The organism is Mycolicibacterium sp. XJ662 (genome assembly GCF_053484035.1).
Window position 1 is genome coordinate 248,781 of the sequence record NZ_JBEFTL010000001.1, and the last position, 23,505, is coordinate 272,285.

The window sequence follows — 23,505 nt, forward strand, 5'->3', positions numbered from 1 at the left end:
CCATTGTGCCGTGCGTCGGGCAAAGCAGAGATCCGGCCGGATGATTAAGCTTCCGGCCGTAGCGTCGTAAGGGAGGAATGCAGCACGGATGCCGAACCCATCAGGGCCCGACCAGCCAGATGACGAGGTCGACGAGACCGCCGCCGACGACGCCGACCGCGTGGATTCGACCGAATCCGGCGATGACGCGCGCCACGAGTCCGACGCGGCCACCGAGGTGCTGCCGCCCCCGGATCCCGATCACGAACCGGCCACCGAGGTGATCTCGCAGGCCGAGGCCAACACCGAGCAGGCTCCGGTGAGCCAACCGGGCGAGCGCCGGTTCACCGCGCCGTCGGGCTTCGACGCCGGCTCCACCCAGCAGATCGACACCCCACACGATCCAGCCACCGAGGTGTTCTCGCCGCCGCCCGGCGCGCCGCCACCGCAGAAACCCGTTGCACCACAGGTGATTCCGCCTCGCGGCGAGGAGCCCAAGCCACCGCAGAACCGCCGCAGCTGGGGCTGGGTGATCGCGGTGGTCCTGGTGATCGCGGCGTTGGTGGCGGTCGCCATCCTCGGCACCGTGCTGCTGACGCGCGGTTCGGAGTCGAGGGTGTCGCAGGAGGAGCAGGTTCGCTCGACGATCCAGAACTTCGACATCGCGATCCAGAACGGCGACCTGGCCACCCTGCGCAGCATCACCTGCGGCGCCACCCGCGACAGCTACGTCAAGTACAACGATCAGGCGTGGGCCGAGACCCACGCCCGCGTCGCGGCCGCCAAGCAGTACCCGGTGGTGGCCAGCATCGACGAGGTGGTGATCAACGGCGACCACGCCGAGGCCAACGTCACCACGTTCATGGCGTTCGCCCCGCAGACCCGCTCGACCCGCAGTTTCGACCTGCAGTTCCGCGACGACCAGTGGAAGATCTGCCAGGCCCCCCAGGCTTAGCGCCCAAATCACATGGTGAGGACCACGCGGTAGCGGGCCCGGCCGGCCTCCATCGCGGCGTACGCCTCGGCGGCCTCGGCCAGCGGCCGCTCCTCGATCCAGGCCCGCACCCCCGTCTGCACGGCGAAGCGCATGGTCTCCTCCACGTCGCGCGACGTGCCCGACGGGTGCCCGGTGACACGCCGCCCGGCCATGATCAACTCCCCGGGGGTGATCGGCAGCGGATCGGGTGACACGCCGACGACCACCAGATCGCCCTCCGGGCCCAGACCGCCGACGGCCTGGCCGATCGCCGCCGAGTTCGCCGCGGTCGCCAACACCACGGTCGCGCCGCCGAGCGCCTGAAGCGCCGCCGCGACGTCCTCGGCGGTGGAATCGATGTAGTGGTGCGCACCGAGGGTGCGGGCGTCGTCGGCTTTGTCGGGGCCACGGGCGACCGCGACCGTCTCAAAGCCCATCGCCCTGGCCCACTGCACCCCGAGATGTCCGAGCCCGCCGACGCCGACGACCGCGACAAGGTCACCGGGCCGCGCCGCGGTGCGTCGCAGCGCATTGAAGGTGGTCACGCCCGCGCAGCCCATCGGTCCTGCCTCGGCGAAGGACAGCTCGTCGGGGATGCGGGCCAGCGCGGTCACCGGTACGACAGCCGACTCGGCATATCCGCCCGGGTAGTGCCAGCTCGGCACCTGCATCCGCACGCACTGCATGAACTGGCCTTTGCGGCACGGCACGCACTTGTTGCAGTTGCCGCCGAACCAGCCGACCGCGACCCGGTCGCCGACCGCGAAAGTGTCGACACCGTCGCCGAGTTCGGCGATCGTGCCGCTGAGCTCGTGCCCCGGCGTGATCGGCCATGTCATCCCCGGAAAGGCGCCGTTGACGATGCCGTGGTCGGTGCCGCACACCCCGCACGCCGCGACGGCGATGCGCACGTGATCACGCGGCGGCGACGTCGTCTCGACGTCGCTGAGCACTAGGGGCGCCCCGGCGGATTCCACGAGGACGGCTCTGTGCGTCGGCATATTCGAAACAGTAGTGGCGTCGACGCGCGCGCGCCCGCCGACGACGTTTTCCTGGATCGGCGCGGGCGACGGTATCTTGGGGCGTTGTGACCACAACGGCTTTTTTGGCGGCGAGTGACCAGCTGGCGCTCATGCCGGACTTTCTGGACCCGATGACGCTGCTCGGGTACTTCGGTACCTGGGCGCTGGTGGGCCTGCTGGTCGTGATCTTCGTCGAGTCGGGGGTGCTGTTCCCGATCCTGCCGGGGGATTCGCTGCTGTTTGTGGCCGGAATGCTCGCCGCAGGCACGGCCGCGCTGGCCGAAGAGGGCGGCCAGACCATCAACTTCCAGCTGTGGCAGCTGCTGGTGTTCATTCCGATCGCCGCGATCCTCGGCGGTCAGGTCGGCTACTGGATCGGGCGCAACGTGGGCACGGCGATGTTCAAACCCGATGCGCGGTTCCTCAAGCAGAAATACCTGGACGAGGCCCACGTCTTCTTCGAGCACCGCGGGCCGTTCGCGATCGTGATCGCCCGGTTCGTGCCGATCGTGCGGACGCTGGCGCCGCTGACCGCCGGTGCCGCGCGGATGAACTATCCGGCGTTCGCGTTCTTCAACATCCTGGGCGCCGTCGTGTGGGGGGTCGGGCTTACGTTGCTCGGCTACTGGCTCGGCCGGTTCGAGGCCGTGCAGCAGCTGCTGGAACCGATCGTGCTCGCGATCGTGGTGCTGTCGGTGCTGCCGATGGTCTATGAGTGGTACAAGCGGCGCCGGGCCGCCAAGCGCGCGGGTCTGGCCGTCCAGCCGGTCATCGAGCAGCCCTAGCCCGTCTGGTCGGCGAGCACGGCGAACAATTCCTTCAGCCCGGTTAGTGAGTGCGCCGGCAGGAAGTGATCGCAGTACGGCATCGCGGCGGCCATCGATGCGGCCAGCGGTCGAAAGTCCGGGTGCGCGGCGCGCGGGTTGAGCCACACCAGCGTCTGGGCGCGTCGACGCAGCCGCGCCAACGCCCGGTCGAGCACCTCGGGCGGGTCGCTGTCCCACCCGTCTGAGGCGATGATCACCACCGCGCCGCGCAGCGCGTTGCCGTGCGGCGCCGACAACAGTTCCCCCACGCAGTGGCCGACGCGCGTTCCGCCGTATCGGTCCGTGACCTTGGCGTTGGCCTTGGCCAGCGCGACCTCCGCGGAACGGTGGGAAAGCGCCGCGGTGAGCCGGGTCAGCGATGTGGAGAACGCGAACACCTCGGGTCGAATTCCGCTGTGCCGCAACGCCGCAGCGCGCATCAGGTGCAGATAGATGGTGGCGTAGGGCTGCATTGAGCGGCTGACGTCGCACAGCAGCACGACGCGACGCGGGTGTGCACGGGCCCGGGTGCGCGCGACCCGCATCGTCTCCCAGCCTGTCTCGCGCGACTGTTTCATGGTCGCCCGCAGGTCGATGCGTTTGCCGGAGCGATGCGGTTCGCGACGCATGGTGCGGCGCTGCGGCCAGCGCACGGCGGACTGTTCAAGCCACCGGCCCAGCAGCCGAAGCTCGTCGGGGTCGAAGCTGTCGAACGGTTCGTCGGCGCATGCCACGATCCGGCTGGGCAGGGTGTCGGGGACGCCGAGATCGCCGTCGTGCGGGTCGGTCGCCGTCACCGATGCGGGCCTGGTGCTCCACGGCAGCCCGCCTTCAGCGACGACGTCCGCGCGGCCGGGTACGCCTGCTTCGGTGGCGACGGTGGTGCCGAGGCTGCGTTTGAGCCCGGGCGGGTCGACGCCGAGTACGGCGTCGGCGAACACCCTGTCGAACACCGCGTCGAACGGCGCGATGTCCTCGACTCGGTTAACCAGGGTCAGCCGCGCCGCCCAGTACAGCTGCGTTCGGGTGGCGGGCCATCGGTGTCGCAGCACCTCGACGAATCCCGTTGGGCCGCTGGCGGAGACCGCCACACCGCCGCTGTGTAACCGATCCACCATCGCGACGGCGAAGGAGGCGATGTCGACGCCGCGCAGCAGATACGGTGTCGTCATCGTTACGCGCGCCGGGCCTTTCGCGCGAGCGTCAACACGACAACCGCGGCCAGCAGGGCGCCCAGCACCGCAGGCGCGTATTTCTTCAACGCTCCCCCACCGGCCAGTTCGAGCAGGTCGATGGCTTCCGATTGCGGCTTGGCGGCGGCGGGTTGCGGCAGCGGGGTCACCGATGCGGCGCCGTCGTGTTCGGGTGCCGGCAGCGCGGCCGCCCGGTCGGCGGCCAGCTTCTCCTCGAGCGCCTCGACGAACTGGCCGAGCAGCTTCTCCGAAACCTGTTGCAGCATACTGCTTCCGAACTGGGCCAGCTTGCCGACCACTTTCAAATCGGTGTCGACGTTGACGCGGGTGCGGTCGCCTTCGCCGTGCAACTGGGCGACGACGGTGGCGGCGGCATTGCCGGTGCCGCGGGCCTCCTTGCCCTTGGCGTCGATGACCGCGCGGTACTCCTCGGAGTTCTGTTCGACGAAATGCACCTTGCCACTGAACTCACTGGTCACCGGGCCGACCTTCACCTTGACCTTGCCCAGCACGTCCTCACCGTCGCGGCCGGTCATCTGGGCCCCCGGCATGAGCGGGATGATCTGCTCGAGGTCGTTGAGCAGCTTCCAGGCATCTTCGACGGGGACACTGACGGTGAACTCGTTAGCGATCTTCATCAAGTATTTCCTCTCGGTTTTTTCAGCGGTATTCGGCGAACGCGTCCTTGATCAGCGCGTAGTCGTCGGGGGTCTTAGCCAACGCGCCCAGGCTGGCCAGGCCTCGTTGGCTGTCGGCGGCCACCAGGTCGCTCACCCCGAGCGCGACCAACGCCGCGACCCAGTCGATCGTCTCGGCGATGCCCGGAGGCTTGTCGAGGTCGAGTTGTCGTGCCGCGCCGACGAACTGGGCGGCGTGCTCGATCAGCGGGGCGTCCGCGCCGGGGACGGTGCGACGCACGATATCGGCAGCCCGGACCGGGTCGGGGTAGTCGATCCAGTGGTACAGGCACCGTCGGCGCAATGCGTCGTGCAGATCTCGGCTGCGGTTGGAGGTGAGCACCACGACCGGCGGTTGCTCGGCGACAAAAGTGCCCAGCTCCGGCACGGTGACGGCGGCTTCGCCGAGGAACTCCAGCAGCAGCGCCTCGAATTCGTCGTCGGCTCGGTCGATCTCGTCGATCAGCAGGATCGGCGCGCCGGGTCCGCGGTACCGGACGCACTGCAGGATCGGCCGGTCGACCAAATACGCCTCGGTGTACAGATCGGATTCGTCGATCCCGTCGCCGCGGGCTTCGGCCAACCGGATCGACAGCAGCTGACGCTGATAGTTCCAGTCGTAGAGCGCCTCGGCGGCGGTCAGCCCCTCATAGCACTGCAGCCGCAGCAGCGGTGAACCCGAAACCGCGGCAAGGACTTTGGCCGCGGTCGTCTTGCCGACCCCGGCTTCACCCTCCAGCAGCAGCGGACGTCCCAGCGTGACCGCCAGATAGATCGCCGACGCGGTACCGGTGTCCAGCAGGTAGTCGTGGGAGTCGAAGCGACGGATGACGTCGTCGACATCGGCGAACAGTGCCGATGATCGAGTCATCGCGCCACCGATGCGAGCAGGCGCTCGTAGTCGTCCCAGGTGTCGACGTCCAGCGGTATCGCCTCGTCGATGTCGACGTGCCGCACGTCGTACCGACCGGACTCGATCATCCGCCACACACCCTTGTCCCCGTGCAATTCGGCGAGATCGCCAAACACTTTGCGGCTCAACCAGAACGGATGGCCGATGCCGTCAGCATACCGGCACACCGCGATCGGGGCCCGCCGGCCCGCCGCGATGAGTTCGGTCACCGTCTCACGCGCGACGCCCGGTTGGTCGCCGAGCATCAGCACGATGCCCTCGGCGCGCGGGTCCACCCACGGCAACGCGGTGCGCAGCGACGAGGAACAACCCGATGCCGGGTCGTCGGCGATCACGATATCGATGCCGTCGAGGAACACCGCCTTGCGCACCGCGTCCGCCGCGCCGCCGAGGGTGACGATGAGCTGGTCGAACGGACAGCTTCTGGCGACCGCGAGGGAGGCGCCCAGCAGGGTGGTGTCACCGAGTTTCAACAACTGCTTAGGCGTACCACCCAGCCGGCGAGATGAGCCCGCCGCCAGGACAATTCCCGTCACCGGTGACCGTGGCATGCTTCCTCTCTCGGCGTCTCGGGTGTGCTCGCCGCGGCGCGGGCGGCGGTGAGGCCGTCGACGCGGATGCCCCGGATGACCTCGGCCAGAATCGACACCGCGATCTCCGCCGGTGTCCTCGCGCCGATCGGCAGGCCCACCGGGGTGTGTACACGTTTACGCTGCGCATCGGTCAGGTCGAGTTCGTCGACGATCGCCTGGCCGCGGACCTTGCTGGCCACCAACCCGACGTATCCCGCGCCGGCATCGAGCGCCGCGCGGATCGTGTCGGCTTCCGGGCCCCCGTGGGTGGCGATGACGACCGCGGTGGCGCGGGCGAAATCGCCGTCGTCGTCGCGGGCGACGTCGTAGCCCAGGAGCGTGCACATCTCGGCCAGCGCATCGGCGATCGGGGTGGCGCCGCAGACCCGGACCAGGGGCGGGGGCACCTGGGGCGCCAGGAAGATCTCCAGCGCCCCGCCCGACAGACACGGGTTGACGACGACACACGCGCCGGGAGCGTCCGGATAGTGCACGTCGCCGTCGGGCAACACCCGCAGCAACACGCTCTCACCGGCCTGCAACGCGCCCAGCGCCGCCTTGCGCACCGAGTTCTGCGCGCAGTGGCCTCCGACAAACCCCTCGATCGTGCCGTCGGACAACAGGATCGCCTCATCGCCCGCGTGCGCCGACGCGGGTTGTTGGGCACGCACCACGGTGGCGTGCACGAACGGTGTCCGTGCGTGCCGCAACTGGGCGACGCGTTCGGTGATCGTCATGTCAGCTCCTAGATCGGCGGTTGTGCCCGGCCCTGCATCGCCTCCCACACCCGCGACGGGGTCAGCGGCATGTCGGCGTGGCGAACCCCGAACGGCGCCAACGCATCCAGCACCGCGTTGACCACCGCAGGCGGTGAGCCGACGGTGGCCGACTCGCCGACTCCCTTGGCGCCGATCGGGTGGTGCGGCGACGGCGTCACGGTGTGGCCGGTCTCCAGGTTGGGCACCTCGACGGCGGTGGGGATCAGGTAGTCCATCAACGATCCACCGAGACAGTTGCCCTCCTCGTCGAAGGCGATCATCTCCATCAGCGCCATGCCGATCCCGTCGACGATGCCGCCGTGCACCTGCCCCTCGATGATCATCGGGTTGATGCGGGTGCCGCAGTCGTCGACGGCGAGGAACCGTCGCACCTTGACCACCGCGGTGCCCGGGTCGATGTCGACGACACAGAAGTACGCGCCGTACGGGTACGTGAGGTTCTCGGGGTTGTAGCAGATCGACGCGTCGAGGCCGCCCTCGAGCCCCTCGGGCAGGTCGCCTGCGCCGTGGGCGCGCATCGCGATGTCGGCGATGGTGACCGAGGCCGACGGGTCGCCTTTGACCCGGAAAGTGCCCTTGTCCCATTCCAGATCGGCGACGCTGGCCTCGAGCATCCCCGCGGCGATGATCTTGGCCTTGTCGCGGACCTTGCGTGCCACCAGGGCGGCCGCCGCACCCGACACCGGTGTGGACCGGCTGCCGTAAGTGCCCAGCCCGAACGGGGTCTGGTCGGTGTCGCCGTGCACCACGTCGATATCGTCGGGCGGGATGCCGAGTTCCTCGGCGACGATCTGGGCGAACGTCGTCTCGTGGCCTTGCCCCTGGGTCTGAACCGACAGCCGCACAACGGCTTTACCGGTGGGATGCACCCGCAGCTCGCAGCCGTCGGCCATGCCCAGACCGAGGATGTCCATGTCCTTGCGCGGGCCTGCGCCCACGGCCTCGGTGAAGAACGACATCCCGATGCCCATCAGCTCGCCGCGCTCGCGCTTCTCCTTCTGTTCGGCGCGCAACCCGTCGTAGTCGACCATCTCCATGGCCAGGCGCATCGTGGTCTCGTAGTCGCCGGAGTCGTAGACCCATCCGGTCTTGGATTTGTACGGGAACTGGTCGGGTTTGAGCAGGTTGGCCAACCGCAGTTGCGCGGGATCCATCTTGAGCTCGTAGGCCAGACAGTCCACCAACCGCTCGACGAGGTAGACCGCCTCGGTGATGCGGAACGAACAGGCATAGGCCACCCCGCCGGGCGCCTTGTTCGTGTACACCGCGGTCATATGGCAGTACGCGGCCTCGATGTCGTAGCTGCCGGTGAACACCCCGAAAAACCCGGCCGGATACTTCACCGGGGCCGCGGTGCCGTTGAACGCGCCGTGGTCGGCCAGCACGTTGGACCGGATCGCCAGGATCTTGCCGTCGTTGGTGGCGGCGATCTCGCCGAGCATGACGTAGTCGCGGGCGAACCCGGTGGACGTCAGGTTCTCGCTGCGGTCCTCCATCCACTTGACCGGCTTGCCCAACAGCAGCGAGCCGACGATCGCGCACACGTAACCCGGGTAAATCGGCACCTTGTTGCCGAACCCGCCGCCGATGTCGGGGGCGATGACCCGGATTTTGTGTTCGGGCAGCCCGGCGACCAACGCGTACAGGGTGCGGTGCGCGTGCGGGGCCTGGGTGGTCGACCACAGGGTCAGCTTGCCGCTGACCGGGTCCAGATCGGCGACCGCGCCGCAGGTTTCCATCGGCGCCGGATGCACACGCGGATAGACGATTTCCTGTTTGACGACGACGTCGGCCTTGGCGAACGCGGCTTCGGTGGCGGCGGCGTCGCCGGTTTCCCAGTCAAAGCAGTGGTTGTCGGTCTTGCCCTCCAGATCGGTGCGGATCACGGGGGCGTCGGGGTCGAGGGCCCGTCGTGCGTCGATGACGGGGTCGACGGGGTCGTAGTCGACGTCGATGAGCTCGAGCGCGTCGCGCGCGGCGTAGTGGTCCTCGGCGACCACGAAGGCCACCTCCTGACCCTGGAAGCGCACCTTGTCGGTGGCCAGCACGGCCTGCACGTCGTTGGACAACGTCGGCATCCACGCCAACCCCTTGGCGGCCAGGTCGGCGCCGGTGACCACGGCCTTGACCTTCGGATGTGCTTGTGCCGCAGTGGTATCGATGCCGACGATGCGGGCGTGCGCATACGGTGAGCGCAGGATCGCCAGGTGCAGCATCCCGGGCAGCGCCACGTCGTCGACGTATTGTCCGCGGCCCCTGATGAAGCGGGGATCCTCCTTGCGCAGCATCCGGCCGTGTCCGCACGGCTTCTGGTCGTTGTCGACGGCGTCGTCCGGCCGCCCCTCGGGGCGTACTTCGGTGGTGGTCATGCGTTGGCCGCCTCTTCTGTCGCGGGTTCTGTCGCGTCACGTCGTGCTTGCGCGGCCCACTGAATGGACCGCACGATCGTCGTGTAACCAGTGCAGCGGCAGATCTGTCCGGAGATGGCCTCGCGGATGGTCTCCTCGTCGGGGTCGGGATCCTTGTCGAGCAGGGCACGCGCCGTGATCATCATCCCGGGGGTGCAGAAACCGCACTGCAGCCCGTGGCACTGCATGAAGCCCTCCTGCACGGGATCGAGTTGGCCGTCGACTTCCAGGCCCTCCACGGTGCGGATGGCGCGCCCGCTGGCCATCGCGGCGAGCACCGTGCACGACTTGACCGGCTCGCCGTCCATCTCGACGACACAGGTGCCGCAGTTGCTGGTATCGCAACCCCAATGGGTTCCGGTGAGCCGCAACTGATCTCGTAGGAAATGCACGAGCAGCGTGCGGGGCTCGACCTCGGCGGCCACTGGTTCGCCGTTGACGGTCATGTTCACTTGCATTCTCAGACCCCTTCGGCCTTCAGTTGTTTCGCGCCCGCGCCACCGCGGTGCGCAACGTTCGGATGATGAGTTCGGAGGCGAGGTGGCGCTTGTACTCCGCGCTGCCGCGCATATCGCTGACCGGGTCGCAGGCCTGCGCGGCGTCGCGGCCCGCCTCGGTGAACGTCTCCTCGGTGGCCGGTCGCCCGGCCAGGCCCGCGCCGACGGCGGCCAGCGCGGCCGGGTCGCTGTTGACCGCGGTCAGCCCGAGCCGGGCGGCGGCCAGCGTGTCACCGTCCAGCGTCACCGCGGCGCCGGCGGCGGCGACCGCCCAGTCCCCGACGCGACGCTCGACCTTCGCGTAGGCGCTGGAGCTGTGCCTGCGCAGCGGGATGCGGACCTCGGTGAGCAGTTCGTTGTGGGCCAGCGCGGTCTCATACGGCCCGGCCAGAAAGTCGTCGATGGGAATCTCCCGCTCCCCCGCCGGGCCGCGGGCCACGCACACCGCGTCGAGCACGGTGCACACGGTCGTCAGATCCTCGGCGGGATCGGCCTGGCACAGGGAGCCGCCGACGGTGCCGCGGTTGCGGACCACCGGGTCGGCGATCACCTTCTCGGCGTCCCGGAAGATCGGGCACACCGCGGCGAGCTCGTCGGACTCCAGGGCCTGCCGGTGCCGCGTCATCGCGCCGACGCGCACCCGGCTCGGTTCCACCTCGATGTAGCCGAGCTCGCCCGCCAGGTCGTTGATGTCGACGAGGTACTCGGGGTTGGCGATGCGCAGCTTCATCATCGGCAACAGGCTGTGGCCTCCTGCGACCACCATCGCCCCGTCTCCGAGGCGGTCCAGGAGCCCGACGGCGTGACTGACGCTGGTGGCGCGTTCGTATTCGAATGGTCCGGGGACCTGCATGTGATTGTCCTCACAGGTTTGGGCTGGGCCCCTAGTGTGGGTGCCGTTGACCAGGGCGTCAACCGCGAGTTAAGCGATCGCTTAACTAGCTCGTCGACTTCGGTCCGCTCGGGCGATCACCGACGTAGTCTTCCGTCGTGACCCCGGCTCAGCTTCGTGCGTTCTCGGCGGTCGTGCGGTTGGGTTCGGTGCACGCGGCCGCCGAGGAACTCGGCGTATCCGACGCCGGGATCTCCATGCACGTCGCGCAGTTGCGCAAGGAACTCGACGACCCGTTGTTCACCCGGACGTCTGCGGGTCTGGCGTTCACCCCCGGCGGTCTGCGGCTCGCCAGCCGGGCCGTGGAGATCCTCGGCCTGCAGCAGCAGACGGCGATCGAGGTCACCGAGGCCGCTCACGGTCGGCGGCTGCTGCGCATCGCGGCGTCCAGTGCGTTCGCCGAACACGCGGCGCCCGGCCTGATCGAGCTGTTCTCGGCGCGCGCCAAGGACCTCTCGGTGGAGCTGAGCGTGCACCCGACGAGCCGGTTCCGGGAACTGATCGCCTCCCGGGCCGTGGACATCGCCCTGGGCCGCATCGCCGACGACGTCGGCGGCCTCGACGACGGGTCGATCGTCCTGCGGCCGTTTCTCAACTACCAGATCCTGACCGTGACAGCGCCCAACAACCCGCTGGCGGCGTTCGCCGATGCGCCGCCGCCGCTTTCGGCGCTGCACGAACAGCAGTGGATGCTCGGCCCGTCGGCGGGCAGTGTCGACGGTGAGATCGCCTTGATGCTCGAGGATTTGGCGATTCCGGAGGGACAACAGCGGATCTTCCAAAGCGACGCCGCCGCATTGGAGGAGGTCGCGCACGTCGGGGGTGTCAGCCTGGCGATCGGTTTCGCCGTGGGTAAGGACCTGGCCGCGGGCCGGCTCGTGCACGTCAAGGGTCCGCGGCTGCAGCGGCCCGGCGAGTGGTGCGCGATGACGTTGTCGCCCGCGGCGCGCCAGCCCGCCGCCTCCGAGTTGCTCCGGTTCATCACCACACCGCGGTGCACCCAGGCGATGCTGCGGGGCGCCGGGTGGGCGTGCGGCGGTTTCGGCCCAAGATCCACGTCACGCTCTGGAGCTAGCGGGCCGCCTCCAACGCGCGGATCAGGCTGGCGGCGTCCCACGGGCCCTTGTGGCGCTTGCCGTTGACGAAAAACGTCGGCGTGGCGTTGAGGTCCATCTCCTCGGCGTCCTGCGCGTCGTCGGTCACCCGGTGCAGCACCTTCGACGGTTGCACGCGCACGTCCTGGTCGAACTGCTCGATGTCGCAGCCGGCGGCCACCGCGTAGCGGTACATGTCCGACCACTCCAGGTCGTCCTGGTGTCCGAACAGCTCGTGGCCCATCTCCCAGAACTTGTCCTGAAGCGCGGCGGCCTCGCTGGCCCTGGCGGCGTCGAACGCCCGCGGATGCGCCCGCTCCAGCGGCAGGTGGCGCCACACGTAGCAGAGCCGGTCGCCGAAATGGGTGAGCACCTCGTCGATGGCGCCGGTGGTGCGGCTGCAGAACGGGCATTCGAAGTCGCCGTACTCGACCAGGCTCAGCGGGGCGTCGGGGTTGCCGCGGATGTGGTCGCGGTCAGGATCGATCGGTCGAATCATCTTGAGCCCGACGGGTTCTGGCGGGCTGCGCCAGTCGGTGACCCGGAATATCGCCCAGCCGAGGGCGAACGCCAGCAGGGAGGCGGCCAGCACACCGATGCGGGCCTGGTCCTGGCGGCCGGGATCGGCGATCGCGATGTCGACGATGAAAAGCGAGATGGTGAACCCGATTCCGGACAGCGCGGCGCCGCCGGCCAGCCGCGTGACGGTCAGCCCGGGCGCCAACTGCCCGTAGCGGCTGCGCTGCATGAACCACGTCGCGGCGGTGATGCCGATGAACTTGCCGAGCACGAGGCCGGCGATGATGCCCCATGTCAACGACGACCGGAACGCCTCGGCGAGGCTCTCGGCGTCCAGGTGCACCCCGGCGTTGACCAACGCGAACAGCGGCAGCACGAAATACGATACGGCCGGCCCGAAGTCGGTCTGCAGTCGCTCGTTGATCGAGATCGACTCGCGCAACCGGCGCGCCGCGGTGCGCGCGTACTGCGAGTTCGGCGACTGCCGGAACGCGCGGATCACCTCGATGGCCTGCTCGACGCTTTGACGTTCGGGGGTGAAGACCGGGATCAGCAGCGCGACCGCGACACCGGCCAGGGTTGGATGAATGCCCGCGGCGGCCAACGCCACCCACAGCGCGAACCCCAGCACGGCGTACGCCGGGCCGCGGGCCTTCGGCAGGTACCGCACCAGCGCGATCGCCACGATCAGCGCCACCGCCAACGCCAGCGGTACCACGTCGATGCGGTCGGAGTAGAACAGCGCGATGACGATCAGCGCGCCGACGTCGTCGACCACCGCCAGGGTCAGCAGGAAGATCCGCAGCCGGCCGGGGAACTTGGGTTTGATGATGGCCAGCGCACCGACCAGAAACGCGGTGTCGGTGGAGATCACCACGCCCCACGCGTGCGCGTTCTCCCCCGACGAGTTGATCAGGACGAAGATGAGCGCGGGCAGCACCAGCCCGGCGATGGCGGCGACGACGGGCACCGCCGCCCGCGAGCGGTCGGTGAGCTCGCCGATCGTGAACTCGCGGGTGACCTCGAGGCCGACGATGAAGAAGAAGAACGTCATCAGGCCGTCGTTGACCAGATGCTTGACGGTCAGCTCGTAGGTGCTTGTCCCGAACGTGAACCCGACATGGGTGTCCAAAAATGCCCAATAGCTGTGGTCCCACGGCGAATTCGCCCAGAGGATCGCGATGAGCGTGAACGCCAGCAGCAGGGCCGCCGCGGTGTTCTCACCGGTGCGTGACGCCTTGCCGTCGCGGCGCAGCCGCGTGGGCAGCAGGCGGACGATCCGCGGTGCCGATTCGGCGCTCACGTTTGGGAGGCGGCGTGCGCGGCTTCCATCAACATCCAGCCGGCCAGCTGCACCGAAAGGTCGCGTTCGGCCACCTCGGAGGGGTTGACGGCACCCGCCACGAACTGCGCTTCTTCGCTTGCGGCCGTGGGTATTTCGGCGACGCGGTCCCAGAAAGCGGGAAACAGCGGCAGACCGTCGACGGTTTGGCGGTTGTCCCAGGCGGCCTGCGCGGAGTCCAGCACCAGTGCGCGGGCGGTGTCGCGCGCCGCGGCGTCCTGCGGGTCATTTTGCGGCAGCATGGTGACGACCAACGCGAGGTAGCGGGCCAAAATTCCGTTGAACAGCCCGCCGTCGCCGCCGCCTGCGCCGCGGATCACCCCGCCCGGTGCCATGTGGTCCTTGACGGCGTTGACGAGCCGATGCACCCGCGGGGCGTGGGCGGGGTCCTCGGTGCGCACGGCAAGCTCGGTTTCCAGGCCGAGCACGACGCCCTGGCAGTAGGTGTACTGGGCGCGCACCAGCGAGCCGGCCTTGATGCCGTCGAACACCAGGTGGGTCTCCGGGTCGATCAGGGTCTCGTCGAGCCAGTCGGCCATCTGCTGTGCGCGCCGCAGCCGGTCGTCGTAGCGGGCCAGGAAGATGCCGGCCGGCCCGTTGGCGGGGGCGTTGAAGAACTGGTCCTGTTTGCGCCACGGGATGCCGCCACCGTCCTCGGGCACCCACGCGTTGACGAACTGTTCGGCCAGCTTCTTCAGCGCCTTGGGGTATTCGACGCCGGCCAGGCGCCCGGCGCGCTCCAGGGCCAGCGCCAGCCACGCCATGTCGTCGTAGTAGTCGTTGACCCAGCCGGTGTTGCGCAGCCACAGCCCCCGGATCTGGTTGCGGATCGCCTTCTCCCGCTCGGGCGAGGGGTCGCGGACCTGCGCGTCGACCAGGTTGTCGAGCAGATGCGCCTGCCACCAGTAGTGCCAGGTGCCGAACCATCTGTGGTTGCGCGATGCGGGCCAGGCCACCACGCCGAGTTGGGTGCCGGGCAGCCCCCACAGCTTTCTCAGGTGTCGTTTCTCGATCGCGGCTTCGGCGCTGGCTGCGCGGTTGGCCCATACCTGATCCATGTGTCGATCCTGCCCTACCAGGCCGTGGAAATGTCCCCGTGTTGGGTGATCCAGGTGTGCATCGCGATACCCGCGGCGACGGCGGCGTTGATGCTGCGGGTGGAGCCGAACTGCGCGATCGACACGGTGAGGGCCGCGCCGGTCTTGGCGTCGTCGGTGATACCGGGCCCCTCCTGGCCGAAGATCATCAGGCACTGCCGCGGCAGCGCGGTGTGTTCGATGCGTGCGGCGCCCGCCACGTTGTCGACGGCGACGACGGTCAACCCGGCCTCGGCGGCGAACGCCAGCAGCGCCGCGGTGGTGTCGTGGTGGCGCAGCCGCTGATAGCGGTCGGTCACCATGGCGCCGCGCCGGTTCCAGCGGCGCCGCCCGACGATGTGCACGGTGTCGACGGCGAACGCGTTGGCGGTGCGTACGACGGCGCCGATGTTGGCGTCGTTGCCGAAGTTCTCGATCGCGATGTGCAGCGGGTGCCGTCTGGTGTCGATGTCGGCGATGATCGCTTCGCGGGTCCAATAGCGGTAGGCGTCAACGACATTGCGGGTGTCGCCGTCGCGCAGCAGCGCCGGGTCGTAGCGCGGGTCGTCGGGCGGCGGGGCCTGCCACGGTCCGACGCCGGGGCCCGAACCCCATTCGGTCGGGCCGGGCTCATCCATCGGCGGTCCACAGCCCGGCATGGGTACCGATCACCGAAACGGTGCTGTACAGCAGGGCCTGGTTGATCTCGCCCTGTGAACACAGCGATACGCGGACCTGCACCGCGTCGCGCGAGGCGTCGGGCAGCACCAGCACCGAGGCGCCGTAGACGTCGCACGCGTGGCTCATACCCGGCGCCGGCAGCGTCGGCGACACGACGATCATCGTCGGGCCGCCCCGGCGCTGCGAAGCTTCGCGGTATTGCTCTGCCAGACCGCTGATCTCGAGGCCGAGCAGCATGTAGCCCCCGCCTTGGAACGCGTCGGGGTCACCGAGCGCGTTCGGGCCGAGCATCGCCCCGTCGGCGCGGAATGCGTCGAGGCTCGTGGTCTGGATCGACAGACCGGTCTCGTTGTCCTTCGTCGGTGGCAACCCGACCGGGAACGCCGCCGGATGGGCCGTCGTCGTGCCGGCGATGCGGTCCTGCGGCGAGTACACATACACCCCGCGCACCTGCACCAGGTCGCGGTGCGGGCCCAGGCACACGGTGCCCGACATCCGGTCCGGCGTGGCTTCCGAGACCGGCTTCAGCGCAAGGTTTGTCACGTCGCGACAGCCGCCGATGGCATTGGCTTCGATCGGGTGGGCCAACGCACCGTAAAGGCCGAACCTGATGTCCTCGGGCTTGGCGTGCGGGGCGTCGGGCTGCGCGGGTGCGGCGTCGACGTCGATCAGCACATGGTCGCCCTCGACGCGCAGGTTGGACACCGACATGTTCCAGCCCAGCACCGCAAGCGATTCCCCGACGGCGGCGGTCTGCGCGGCGTAGGGAGATTCAAGCGGGTCGTCGGTGGAGCACGCCGGGGCCGCGACGACGACAACCGCGGCCAGCGTCGCGATCAGCGCGCGCACGTATGTCCGGATCTAGGTTCTGTTCCGGCCACGGCCAACAACTTTCGTCATGGCCCGCACCAGCCTGCGCGGTATGAGGCGCCCTCCGGTGGTGAGCACCTTGTACTGCAGCCCGGGAACGATCACGACGGCGGTCTTCTTGGTGTCCTTGCGCACGTGCGCCATCGTCTCGCGCACCACGTCGTCGACCTGCAGCCACAGAATCGACGGGGTGCCGCTCATCTCGATGCCTGCGCGCTCGTGGAACTCGGTGCGGATGAACCCCGGGCACAGCGCATAGACACCGACGCCGGTGCCGCCCAGCCCGTTGGCCAGCCCCTCGGAAAACGCGACCACCCAGGCCTTCGACGCCGAGTACGTCGAACCGCGCCCGGGCAGCAACCCGGCGACGCTGGCGACGTTGATCACGGTGCCCTCGTGGGCGACCAGCATCGGGGGCAACGCGGCGTGGGTGAGCTGCATGACCGCGGTGACGTTGACGTCGAGCTGGGACTGCAGCAGCGCGTAGTCGGCGGTCCAGAACTCGCCGGAGGTACCGAACCCCGCGTTGTTGACCAGCACCTGCACCCCGGCGGTCAGCCGGTCGGCGACCTTGGCCCGGTCGGTGGCTTCGGCGAGGTCGGCGACGATCACTTCGACGTCCGCGCCGGCCTCGCTGCGCAGTTCGGCGGCCAGGCGTTCGAGGCGCGCGGCGTCCCTGGCGACCAACACCAGGTCGTAGCCGTCGAGCGCGTACCGGCGCGCGAACCCCTCACCAAGGCCGGCCGTCGGTCCGGTGATCAGCGCGACAGGGCGTGACATGCCTAAGAGGGTACTTACCGCTGGTAGTGCGGTGACTGCCGTCCATTGCGCGCCTGCGGCGGGCGGCGGACGCCCTGGGGCGGCGCCGGCCGCTGCGGGTAGGGGCCCATGTCGGCGCGCTCGGGCGGCTCTGCGCGGCCCGGCACCAGCGGACGGCTCGGTGCCGCGTTACGCCGGGCCGGCGCGGCCTGCGCGCCGGGCTGCGGCGTCGGCGGCAGCACCCGCAGCAGGTCGTTGAACTGGCGCACCGTGCGCAGACCCTCGTCCCACTGGGCGCGGGTGGACGTCACCGGCATGGAGACCAGCGTCCAGTGCTCCTCGTTCCACATGATCTCGGCGCTGTCGGGGGCGGTGTGGGCGAACGTCACCATTCGCCGGTCACATGCGCGCCGGGCGGCGTCGAGGTTCGTCGAGTAGACCATCCGCGGGCCGATGGCCCCCAGCAGCCAGATGTCGTTCTCCCGCGGCTCGGCGATTCCCTTGAGCCGCAGGTCGACGACGACGTTGGTGCCCACCTTGCGGTGCAGCGCGATCACCGTCGCGACGTCTTCGAGGTCGAAGATGAACACCGCTTCACCGCGGATCTGGCCGAGCACGACGTTCTTGGCGCTCACGTCGCCGACCGTCGACATCACGCCGCGCTTCCAGCGTTTGAGGATGTCGGAGGATTCGTGCTCGTAGTCGAACCCGTGCGACTTGGCCCACGACTTGCGTCGTCGGCCCAGCCCGCGTCGACGATCGATGTCGACGTACAGCAGCACCGCCGCACCCACGAAACAGAGTGCGGACAGCGTGAACCAAAGCGGCACCATTACGCTCAGCCTACTTGCAGGAGCCGCCAAATCCCGAACTCGGATTGGTCACAGGCTCATCTCAGCTGCCCAGTGGTCAGCCCAGGACCAGCTTGTCGCCGTCGGGGCTGACGTTGACCGGCACCACGTCGCCGTCGTGCACGGTCCCGGCCAGCAGCAGCTTGGCCAGCTGGTCACCGATCGCCTGCTGGATCAGCCTGCGCAGCGGGCGGGCGCCGTACTGCGGGTCGAACCCGCGGTGGGCCAACCACTTCTTGGCGGGCGCCGACACTTCCAGCGTCAGGCGACGCTGCTCGAGGCGCTTGGCCAGCTGTGCCAGCTGGATGTCGACGATGTGGACCAACTCCTCGGGGTTGAGCCCGTCGAAGACGATCACGTCGTCGAGCCGGTTGATGAACTCGGGTTTGAACGCCGAGCGCACCGCGGCCATCACCTGCTCCTCGGTGCCGCCGGCACCCAGGTTCGACGTCAGGATCAAGATGGTGTTGCGGAAGTCGACCGTGCGGCCCTGACCGTCGGTCAACCGGCCCTCGTCGAGCACGGCGAGCAGCACGTCGAACACGTCGGGGTGGGCCTTTTCGATCTCGTCGAACAGGATCACCGTGTACGGCCGCCTGCGCACCGCCTCGGTCAGCTGTCCGCCCTGGTCATAGCCGATGTAGCCCGGCGGCGCACCGACCAGCCGAGCCACCGAGTGCTTCTCGCCGTACTCGCTCATGTCGATGCGGACCATCGCGCGTTCGTCGTCGAACAGGAACTCCGCCAGCGCCTTGGCCAGCTCGGTCTTCCCGACGCCCGTCGGGCCCAGGAACATGAACGACCCCGTGGGCCGGTTCGGGTCGGCGACTCCGGCACGGGCGCGCCGCACCGCATCGCTGACGGCAGTCACCGCCTTCCGTTGCCCGACGACCCGTTTACCCAGCTCGTCTTCCATCCGCAGCAGCTTGGCGGTCTCGCCCTCGAGCATCCGGCCGGCCGGAATACCGGTCCACGCCGACACCACCTCGGCGATGTCGTCGGGTCCGACCTCCTCCTTGAGCATCACATCTTCGCGCGCCTCGGCGTGCGGCAATGCCGCGTCGAGCTTCTTCTCGACCTCGGGGATCCGGCCGTAGCGCAGTTCGGCGGCCCGTTCCAGGTTGCCGTCGCGTTCGGCACGGTCGGCCTCGCCACGCATCGACTCGAGCTGTTCCTTGAGCTCGCGGACCACGTCGATGGCGTTCTTCTCGTTCTGCCAGCGGGTGGTCAGCTCGGCGAGCTTCTCCTTGTAGTCGGCCAACTCGGCGCGCAGCTTCTCCAGCCGCTCTCGCGTAGCGACGTCTTCCACTGTGTCTTCGCGGGCCAGCGCCATCTCCTCGATCTCCAGGCGCCGGACCAGGCGTTCGACCTCGTCGATCTCGACGGGTCGCGAGTCGATCTCCATCCGCAGCCGCGACGCGGCCTCGTCGACCAGGTCGATGGCCTTATCGGGCAGGAACCGCGCGGAGATGTAGCGATCCGAGAGGGTGGCAGCCGACACCAGCGCGGAGTCGGTGATCCGCACACCGTGGTGCACCTCGTAGCGGTCCTTAAGACCACGCAGGATGCCGATGGTGTCCTCCACCGACGGTTCGCCGACGAACACCTGCTGGAAGCGGCGCTCCAGCGCGGCGTCCTTCTCGATGTACTTGCGGTACTCGTCGAGCGTGGTCGCGCCGACCAGCCGCAGCTCGCCGCGCGCCAGCATCGGTTTGATCATGTTGCCCGCGTCCATCGAGCCCTCGCCGGTCGCGCCGGCGCCGACAATGGTGTGCAGTTCGTCGATGAACGTGATGATCTGGCCCGCCGAGTCCTTGATCTCGTCGAGCACGGCCTTGAGCCGTTCCTCGAACTCGCCGCGGTACTTCGATCCCGCGACCATCGAGCCCAGGTCGAGGCTGACGACGGTCTTGTCGCGCAGGCTCTCCGGCACGTCACCGGCCACGATCCGCTGGGCCAGGCCCTCCACAATCGCGGTCTTGCCGACGCCGGGTTCACCGATGAGCACCGGGTTGTTCTTGGTGCGGCGGCTCAGCACCTGCACGACGCGACGAATCTCGTTGTCGCGGCCGATGACCGGGTCCAGCTTGCCTTCCCTGGCGCGGGCGGTCAGGTCGGCGGAGTACTTCTCCAGCGCCTGGTAGGTGCCCTCCGGGTCGGCGCTGGTCACCCGCGCGCTGCCGCGCACCTTGGTGAACGCGTCGCGCAGCGCCTGCGGTGAGGCGCCGTGGCCGGTCAGCAGCTTGGCTGTGTCACTGTCGCCGGTTGCCAGGCCGACGAGCAGGTGCTCGGTCGAGACGTATTCGTCGTCCATCTCGGTGGCCAGGTGCTGCGCGGCGGTGATCGCGGACAGTGACTGCGGCGAAAGCTGCGGCTGGGTGGCCGCACCGGTGGCGCTGGGCAACCGGTCGAGCAACCGCTGGGTCTCCGCCCGGATCGTCGCGGGTTCAACTCCGACAGCCTCCAACAGCGGGGCGGCAATGCCGTCGTTCTGCGTCAGCAATGCCATCAGCAGGTGTTCGGGCGCGATCTGCGGGTTGCCTGCGGCGGTCGCCGCCTGCAACGCCGACGTCAGCGCCGCCTGGGTTTTGGTCGTCGGGTTAAACGAGTCCACGACTACCTCCGTTTCATCCAAAGAAAAGCGTTGTCGTGATCTACAACGCAGTCAAGGTTGAGTCTGTTCCGCTCAAGTCTGACAATTTTTCCGTGGCCGCGCATCCCGATCGGCAACACGCCGGTGGCGACATCCCGATCCGCGCGCCCGCGTCGGCGAACCTTGACAGATGGTGCGAATGCTGGGGGCGGTGACGGCCCTGGCGGCCGTCGGCCTGGTGTGCTCGCCCGGCCCCGCCGCGGCGGCCACCGACAAGGAACAGGTCCGCGCGGTCCTCAACGGGATGAACGACTCGTATAACCGTTTCGACTTCGATGCGTTCGCCACGTATGTGTGCGCTGCGATGCGCGACGACGACGGTTTCGAGCCGGCCTGGTATTCCAGCAGGCGCGTCGACGGGCCGACGCGCATCAGCGTCGGATCGGTATCGGTGGCGGGCGATCCGGCGACGTCGGCGATGGCCAACGTGCGCTTCGAGGCGGCCCACCACACTGAGACACTGGCCGTCGAGTTCGTCCGCGAGGGCGCACAGTGGAAGGCCTGCCGATATCACGCCGTCGAGGCCGTTTAGCTCAACGAAAGGTAGTCCGTGCTGGTATCGGTGCTCACCGAACTGATCCCGTTGGCGCTCGTCGTGGCGCTGTCTCCGCTGTCGATCATCCCGGCGGTGTTGGTCCTGCACACTGCGCGCCCGCGCCCGACCGGGCTGGCGTTTCTGGCCGGCTGGGTGATCGGCATCGCCGCCCTGACGACGGCCTTCCTCGCGGTCTCCAGCCTGCTCGGCGGCCTGGACCGCGAACCTCCGGGCTGGGCCTCATGGCTGCGCATCGTCGTCGGCGTCGCGCTGATCTGCTTCGGTATCTACCGGTGGTCGATGCGTAAGAAGTCCGCGCACATGCCGCGCTGGATGCAGAGCTTGAGCAAGCTGACCCCGGCCCGTGCCGGCGGTACCGCGCTGGCCCTGACCGTCGTCAACCCCAAGGTGTTGTTCATCTGCGCCGCAGCGGGTCTGGCGATCGGCTCGGCGGGCATGGGCCGATCGAGCGTCTGGGCGGCCGTGGTGTGGTTCGTGGTGGTCGCCGCGTCGTCGGTGGTGATACCGATTCTCGGCTATGCCGTATCCGGGAAACGCCTCGACAACGCCCTGGCGCGGCTGAAGGACTGGATGGAGCAACAGCACGCGGTCCTGATGGCGGTGATCCTCGTCGTGATCGGGCTCATGGTGCTGTACAAGGGGATTTCGCACCTATAGCTCATCGGTGAGATACCGCGTCACCGTCGGCGCGATCAACCGCACCACCTCGTCGTCGGGCAGGGCCGCCAACGGCCCCACCTTCATCACGTACCGCAGCATCGCCATACCCACGAGCTGGCTGGCGGCCAGCATCGCGCGCAGCCGCGCGTCCTCGTCCCCGCCGAGCGCCCCGGAAACCGCGGTCAGCACGAAGTTCTGCATGAACGCGCGGAACGCCTCATACGCGTCGCTGTTGGAGGTGGCCGACTGCAGCATCGCCACCATGCTCGAACCGGTGTCGGGTTCGGCCCAGATCCGCAGGTATGCGCGCACCAGCCGGGTGCCGATGTCGGGGTCGCCGTCGGGCCCGCCGGTGAGCGCGGCCACCAGCACGTCGGGATCGACGATCAACCGCAACGACTCGCGGAACAGGTCGGCCTTCGACCCGAACAGGTACAGCACCATCGCCGGATCGACGTGGCTGTCCCGCGCGATCGCGCGCAGCGTCGTCTTGTCGTAACCGTCGGTGGCGAACCGCTTCTTGGCGGCCGCCAGCACCGCCTCCCGCGACACCGGATCACCCTGACGGCGGCCCCGCCGTTTGGGCGTCCGGGCTGGTGACGGCATATCGCGACACTAACATTTCAATAAATGTTGAAATATTGGCCGACGCAGGGTTACGCTCTGCGCACGGTGTAATTCAACGACAGATGAAAAGGTTGCGAACCATGACCGGAACCCGGCTGGACACCTCGCCCTCCACAACCCGCCACGAACCGCCCGCGGCGATCCGCGCGACCGGCATCGTGCTGGTGCTCACCGTCGTGATCGCGATCGTCGCGCTGGCCTTCGCGCTGCCCGCGGTAAACACCGCACCCCGCGACGTGCCGATCGGCGCGGCGGGCCCCCAGGCCGCCGCCGGACTGGGGACACCGCAAGTCGAAGCGATGCTCGAGCAGCGCGCACCCGGCGCTTTCACCGTCACCTACTACCCCGGCGAGGCGGCGCTGCGCGACGCCATCGAAAGTCGGGATATCTACGGCGGCATGGCATTTGGCCCCGACGGGCGAAGGCTGCTGATCGCCACCGGCGCCAGCCCGGCCGTCGCGCAAATGCTCACCCAGATCGCCGACGGCATCGCCAAACAGACCGGCACGCAGGTCCAGGTCGAGGATCTCGCGCCGCCCACCGCCGACGATCCGCGCGGTATCGGGTTGGCCGCCTCGGCGTTGCCGCTCACGTTGGCTGCGCTGCTGCCCGCGGTCGCGCTGGTCATGGTGCTTCGACACGAGATCTGGACGCGGATGGCGGCCATGGTCGCCTTCGCCGCGCTATCCGGCGTGACGATCGCGGCGCTGCTGCGCTACGTGCTCGGCTCGATCGACCAGAACTTCTGGGGCGTCACCGCCGGCTTGTCGCTGGGCGTGCTCGCCGCGGGACTGGCGCTGCTGGGGCTCGGCTCGGTGTTCGGCCGCGCCGGGCTGATCATCGGCGCGCTGCTGGCCGTGCTGGTCGGCAACCCGCTGTCCGGGCTCAACAGTGCACCGGAGATGTTGCCCAGCGGCTGGGGCGAAGTGGGCCAGTGGTTGCCGCAGGGTGCCAACGCCACCCTGCTGCGCTCGACGGCATTCTTCGACGGCGCGGGCGCGGCCCTGCCGGTTCTCGTTCTGACCCTGTGGGTGCTGGTCGGTGCGGCGCTGATGGTCGTCGCCGCGCTGCGCCAGCGGAGCAACGGGCCGAGCTGACTTACA

At 68.8% G+C, this 23,505-nt stretch carries 22 protein-coding genes and 1 pseudogene; 6 read left to right on the forward strand and 17 right to left on the reverse strand.

Annotation, left to right across the window (positions count from 1 at the left end):
- Positions 1 to 88 precede the first annotated feature (88 nt).
- Positions 89 to 934, forward strand: coding sequence for an Rv0361 family membrane protein (locus tag ABQE93_RS01320; protein ID WP_448405461.1), 846 nt, complete (start codon positions 89 to 91; stop codon positions 932 to 934).
- Between the two features lie 8 nt (positions 935 to 942).
- Here the strand turns inward: ABQE93_RS01320 and ABQE93_RS01325 are convergent, their stop codons facing one another.
- Positions 943 to 1,956, reverse strand: a complete 1,014-nt coding sequence (locus tag ABQE93_RS01325; RefSeq protein WP_448405462.1) for an alcohol dehydrogenase catalytic domain-containing protein — start codon at positions 1,954 to 1,956, stop codon at positions 943 to 945.
- Between the two features lie 131 nt (positions 1,957 to 2,087).
- Between ABQE93_RS01325 and ABQE93_RS01330 the strand changes: the two genes are divergently transcribed.
- The gene (locus ABQE93_RS01330) at positions 2,088 to 2,762 is read left to right on the forward strand and encodes a VTT domain-containing protein (protein WP_448406479.1); all 675 of its coding nucleotides are present in this window, start codon (positions 2,088 to 2,090) and stop codon (positions 2,760 to 2,762) included.
- Here ABQE93_RS01330 and ABQE93_RS01335 read toward each other — a convergent pair.
- Genes ABQE93_RS01335 through ABQE93_RS01370 form a run of 8 tightly spaced genes read right to left on the reverse strand, consistent with a single transcriptional unit; the run spans position 2,759 to position 10,675 of the window.
- Complete coding sequence (locus tag ABQE93_RS01335) at positions 2,759 to 3,955, reverse strand: vWA domain-containing protein (protein ID WP_448405463.1); 1,197 nt, start codon at positions 3,953 to 3,955, stop codon at positions 2,759 to 2,761. The genes ABQE93_RS01330 and ABQE93_RS01335 overlap by 4 nt on opposite strands.
- Positions 3,956 to 3,957: 2 nt before the next feature.
- Positions 3,958 to 4,614, reverse strand: coding sequence for an SRPBCC family protein (locus ABQE93_RS01340; RefSeq protein WP_448405464.1), 657 nt, complete (start codon positions 4,612 to 4,614; stop codon positions 3,958 to 3,960).
- A 22-nt stretch (positions 4,615 to 4,636) separates the two neighbouring features.
- Positions 4,637 to 5,524, reverse strand: a complete 888-nt coding sequence (locus ABQE93_RS01345; RefSeq protein WP_448405465.1) for an AAA family ATPase — start codon at positions 5,522 to 5,524, stop codon at positions 4,637 to 4,639.
- A complete protein-coding gene (locus tag ABQE93_RS01350) occupies positions 5,521 to 6,117 on the reverse strand; it encodes a nucleotidyltransferase family protein (RefSeq protein ID WP_448405466.1) in 597 nt (198 codons plus the stop codon). Before ABQE93_RS01350 ends, ABQE93_RS01345 begins: the two co-directional genes overlap by 4 nt.
- On the reverse strand, positions 6,099 to 6,875 hold the full coding sequence (locus tag ABQE93_RS01355; RefSeq protein WP_448405467.1) for an XdhC family protein: 777 nt from the start codon (positions 6,873 to 6,875) through the stop codon (positions 6,099 to 6,101). The genes ABQE93_RS01350 and ABQE93_RS01355 overlap by 19 nt, the downstream gene beginning before the upstream one ends.
- An 8-nt stretch (positions 6,876 to 6,883) precedes the next feature.
- On the reverse strand, positions 6,884 to 9,286 hold the full coding sequence (locus tag ABQE93_RS01360; protein ID WP_448405468.1) for an aerobic carbon-monoxide dehydrogenase large subunit: 2,403 nt from the start codon (positions 9,284 to 9,286) through the stop codon (positions 6,884 to 6,886).
- Entirely contained in the window at positions 9,283 to 9,783 is a 501-nt protein-coding gene (locus ABQE93_RS01365; RefSeq protein ID WP_448405469.1) for a (2Fe-2S)-binding protein, read from the reverse strand. Before ABQE93_RS01365 ends, ABQE93_RS01360 begins: the two co-directional genes overlap by 4 nt.
- 19 nt (positions 9,784 to 9,802) lie before the next feature.
- The gene (locus ABQE93_RS01370) at positions 9,803 to 10,675 is read right to left on the reverse strand and encodes an FAD binding domain-containing protein (protein ID WP_448405470.1); all 873 of its coding nucleotides are present in this window, start codon (positions 10,673 to 10,675) and stop codon (positions 9,803 to 9,805) included.
- A gap of 137 nt (positions 10,676 to 10,812) precedes the next feature.
- Here ABQE93_RS01370 and ABQE93_RS01375 point away from each other — a divergent pair.
- Positions 10,813 to 11,789 (forward strand): annotated as a pseudogene (locus tag ABQE93_RS01375) (LysR family transcriptional regulator).
- Here ABQE93_RS01375 and nhaA read toward each other — a convergent pair.
- The 7 genes from nhaA to clpB form a co-directional block, all read right to left on the reverse strand.
- Positions 11,786 to 13,630 carry a Na+/H+ antiporter NhaA gene (gene nhaA / locus ABQE93_RS01380; RefSeq protein ID WP_448405471.1) on the reverse strand — a complete coding sequence of 615 codons (1,845 nt, stop codon included), beginning with the start codon at positions 13,628 to 13,630 and terminating at the stop codon, positions 11,786 to 11,788. The pseudogene ABQE93_RS01375 and the gene nhaA sit on opposite strands and share 4 nt — an antisense overlap.
- Entirely contained in the window at positions 13,627 to 14,727 is a 1,101-nt protein-coding gene (locus ABQE93_RS01385; protein ID WP_448405472.1) for a glycoside hydrolase family 76 protein, read from the reverse strand. Before ABQE93_RS01385 ends, nhaA begins: the two co-directional genes overlap by 4 nt.
- Before the next feature lie 14 nt (positions 14,728 to 14,741).
- On the reverse strand, positions 14,742 to 15,383 hold the full coding sequence (locus ABQE93_RS01390; protein ID WP_448405474.1) for a TrmH family RNA methyltransferase: 642 nt from the start codon (positions 15,381 to 15,383) through the stop codon (positions 14,742 to 14,744).
- Positions 15,376 to 16,275 (reverse strand): hypothetical protein, encoded by a 900-nt coding sequence (locus tag ABQE93_RS01395; protein ID WP_448405475.1) that lies wholly within the window; start codon positions 16,273 to 16,275, stop codon positions 15,376 to 15,378. Before ABQE93_RS01395 ends, ABQE93_RS01390 begins: the two co-directional genes overlap by 8 nt.
- Positions 16,276 to 16,287: 12 nt before the next feature.
- Entirely contained in the window at positions 16,288 to 17,076 is a 789-nt protein-coding gene (locus ABQE93_RS01400; protein WP_448405476.1) for an SDR family NAD(P)-dependent oxidoreductase, read from the reverse strand.
- A gap of 14 nt (positions 17,077 to 17,090) precedes the next feature.
- The gene (ttfA, locus tag ABQE93_RS01405) at positions 17,091 to 17,888 is read right to left on the reverse strand and encodes a trehalose monomycolate transport factor TtfA (protein WP_448405478.1); all 798 of its coding nucleotides are present in this window, start codon (positions 17,886 to 17,888) and stop codon (positions 17,091 to 17,093) included.
- Between the two features lie 76 nt (positions 17,889 to 17,964).
- Positions 17,965 to 20,520, reverse strand: a complete 2,556-nt coding sequence (gene clpB, locus ABQE93_RS01410) for an ATP-dependent chaperone ClpB (RefSeq protein ID WP_448405479.1) — start codon at positions 20,518 to 20,520, stop codon at positions 17,965 to 17,967.
- Positions 20,521 to 20,689: 169 nt separating this feature from the next.
- On the opposite strand from clpB, the gene ABQE93_RS01415 reads away from it, so the two are divergent.
- Positions 20,690 to 21,091: an Rv0361 family membrane protein gene (locus tag ABQE93_RS01415; RefSeq protein WP_448405480.1), complete on the forward strand. Its 402-nt coding sequence runs from the start codon at positions 20,690 to 20,692 to the stop codon at positions 21,089 to 21,091.
- Between the two features lie 30 nt (positions 21,092 to 21,121).
- Positions 21,122 to 21,772, forward strand: a complete 651-nt coding sequence (locus ABQE93_RS01420; RefSeq protein ID WP_448406480.1) for a GAP family protein — start codon at positions 21,122 to 21,124, stop codon at positions 21,770 to 21,772.
- Here ABQE93_RS01420 and ABQE93_RS01425 read toward each other — a convergent pair.
- Complete coding sequence (locus ABQE93_RS01425) at positions 21,767 to 22,381, reverse strand: TetR/AcrR family transcriptional regulator (protein WP_448405481.1); 615 nt, start codon at positions 22,379 to 22,381, stop codon at positions 21,767 to 21,769. The two genes, ABQE93_RS01420 and ABQE93_RS01425, sit on opposite strands and share 6 nt — an antisense overlap.
- Positions 22,382 to 22,482: 101 nt before the next feature.
- On the opposite strand from ABQE93_RS01425, the gene ABQE93_RS01430 reads away from it, so the two are divergent.
- Entirely contained in the window at positions 22,483 to 23,499 is a 1,017-nt protein-coding gene (locus tag ABQE93_RS01430) for an ABC transporter permease (protein ID WP_448405482.1), read from the forward strand.
- The last annotated feature ends 6 nt before the right edge of the window (positions 23,500 to 23,505 follow it).

Bases quoted from the DNA above. Each gene is read 5' to 3' on its own strand.
- ABQE93_RS01320 (WP_448405461.1), top strand. From the start codon at position 89: ATGCCGAACCCATCAGGGCCCGACCAGCCAGATGACGAGGTCGACGAG.
- ABQE93_RS01325 (WP_448405462.1), bottom strand. From the start codon at position 1,956: ATGCCGACGCACAGAGCCGTCCTCGTGGAATCCGCCGGGGCGCCCCTA.
- ABQE93_RS01330 (WP_448406479.1), top strand. From the start codon at position 2,088: ATGCCGGACTTTCTGGACCCGATGACGCTGCTCGGGTACTTCGGTACC.
- ABQE93_RS01335 (WP_448405463.1), bottom strand. From the start codon at position 3,955: ATGACGACACCGTATCTGCTGCGCGGCGTCGACATCGCCTCCTTCGCC.
- ABQE93_RS01340 (WP_448405464.1), bottom strand. From the start codon at position 4,614: ATGAAGATCGCTAACGAGTTCACCGTCAGTGTCCCCGTCGAAGATGCC.
- ABQE93_RS01345 (WP_448405465.1), bottom strand. From the start codon at position 5,524: ATGACTCGATCATCGGCACTGTTCGCCGATGTCGACGACGTCATCCGT.
- ABQE93_RS01350 (WP_448405466.1), bottom strand. From the start codon at position 6,117: ATGCCACGGTCACCGGTGACGGGAATTGTCCTGGCGGCGGGCTCATCT.
- ABQE93_RS01355 (WP_448405467.1), bottom strand. From the start codon at position 6,875: ATGACGATCACCGAACGCGTCGCCCAGTTGCGGCACGCACGGACACCG.
- ABQE93_RS01360 (WP_448405468.1), bottom strand. From the start codon at position 9,286: ATGACCACCACCGAAGTACGCCCCGAGGGGCGGCCGGACGACGCCGTC.
- ABQE93_RS01365 (WP_448405469.1), bottom strand. From the start codon at position 9,783: ATGCAAGTGAACATGACCGTCAACGGCGAACCAGTGGCCGCCGAGGTC.
- ABQE93_RS01370 (WP_448405470.1), bottom strand. From the start codon at position 10,675: ATGCAGGTCCCCGGACCATTCGAATACGAACGCGCCACCAGCGTCAGT.
- ABQE93_RS01385 (WP_448405472.1), bottom strand. From the start codon at position 14,727: ATGGATCAGGTATGGGCCAACCGCGCAGCCAGCGCCGAAGCCGCGATC.
- ABQE93_RS01390 (WP_448405474.1), bottom strand. From the start codon at position 15,383: ATGGATGAGCCCGGCCCGACCGAATGGGGTTCGGGCCCCGGCGTCGGA.
- ABQE93_RS01400 (WP_448405476.1), bottom strand. From the start codon at position 17,076: ATGTCACGCCCTGTCGCGCTGATCACCGGACCGACGGCCGGCCTTGGT.
- ttfA (WP_448405478.1), bottom strand. From the start codon at position 17,888: ATGGTGCCGCTTTGGTTCACGCTGTCCGCACTCTGTTTCGTGGGTGCG.
- ABQE93_RS01415 (WP_448405480.1), top strand. From the start codon at position 20,690: ATGGTGCGAATGCTGGGGGCGGTGACGGCCCTGGCGGCCGTCGGCCTG.
- ABQE93_RS01425 (WP_448405481.1), bottom strand. From the start codon at position 22,381: ATGCCGTCACCAGCCCGGACGCCCAAACGGCGGGGCCGCCGTCAGGGT.
- ABQE93_RS01430 (WP_448405482.1), top strand. From the start codon at position 22,483: ATGACCGGAACCCGGCTGGACACCTCGCCCTCCACAACCCGCCACGAA.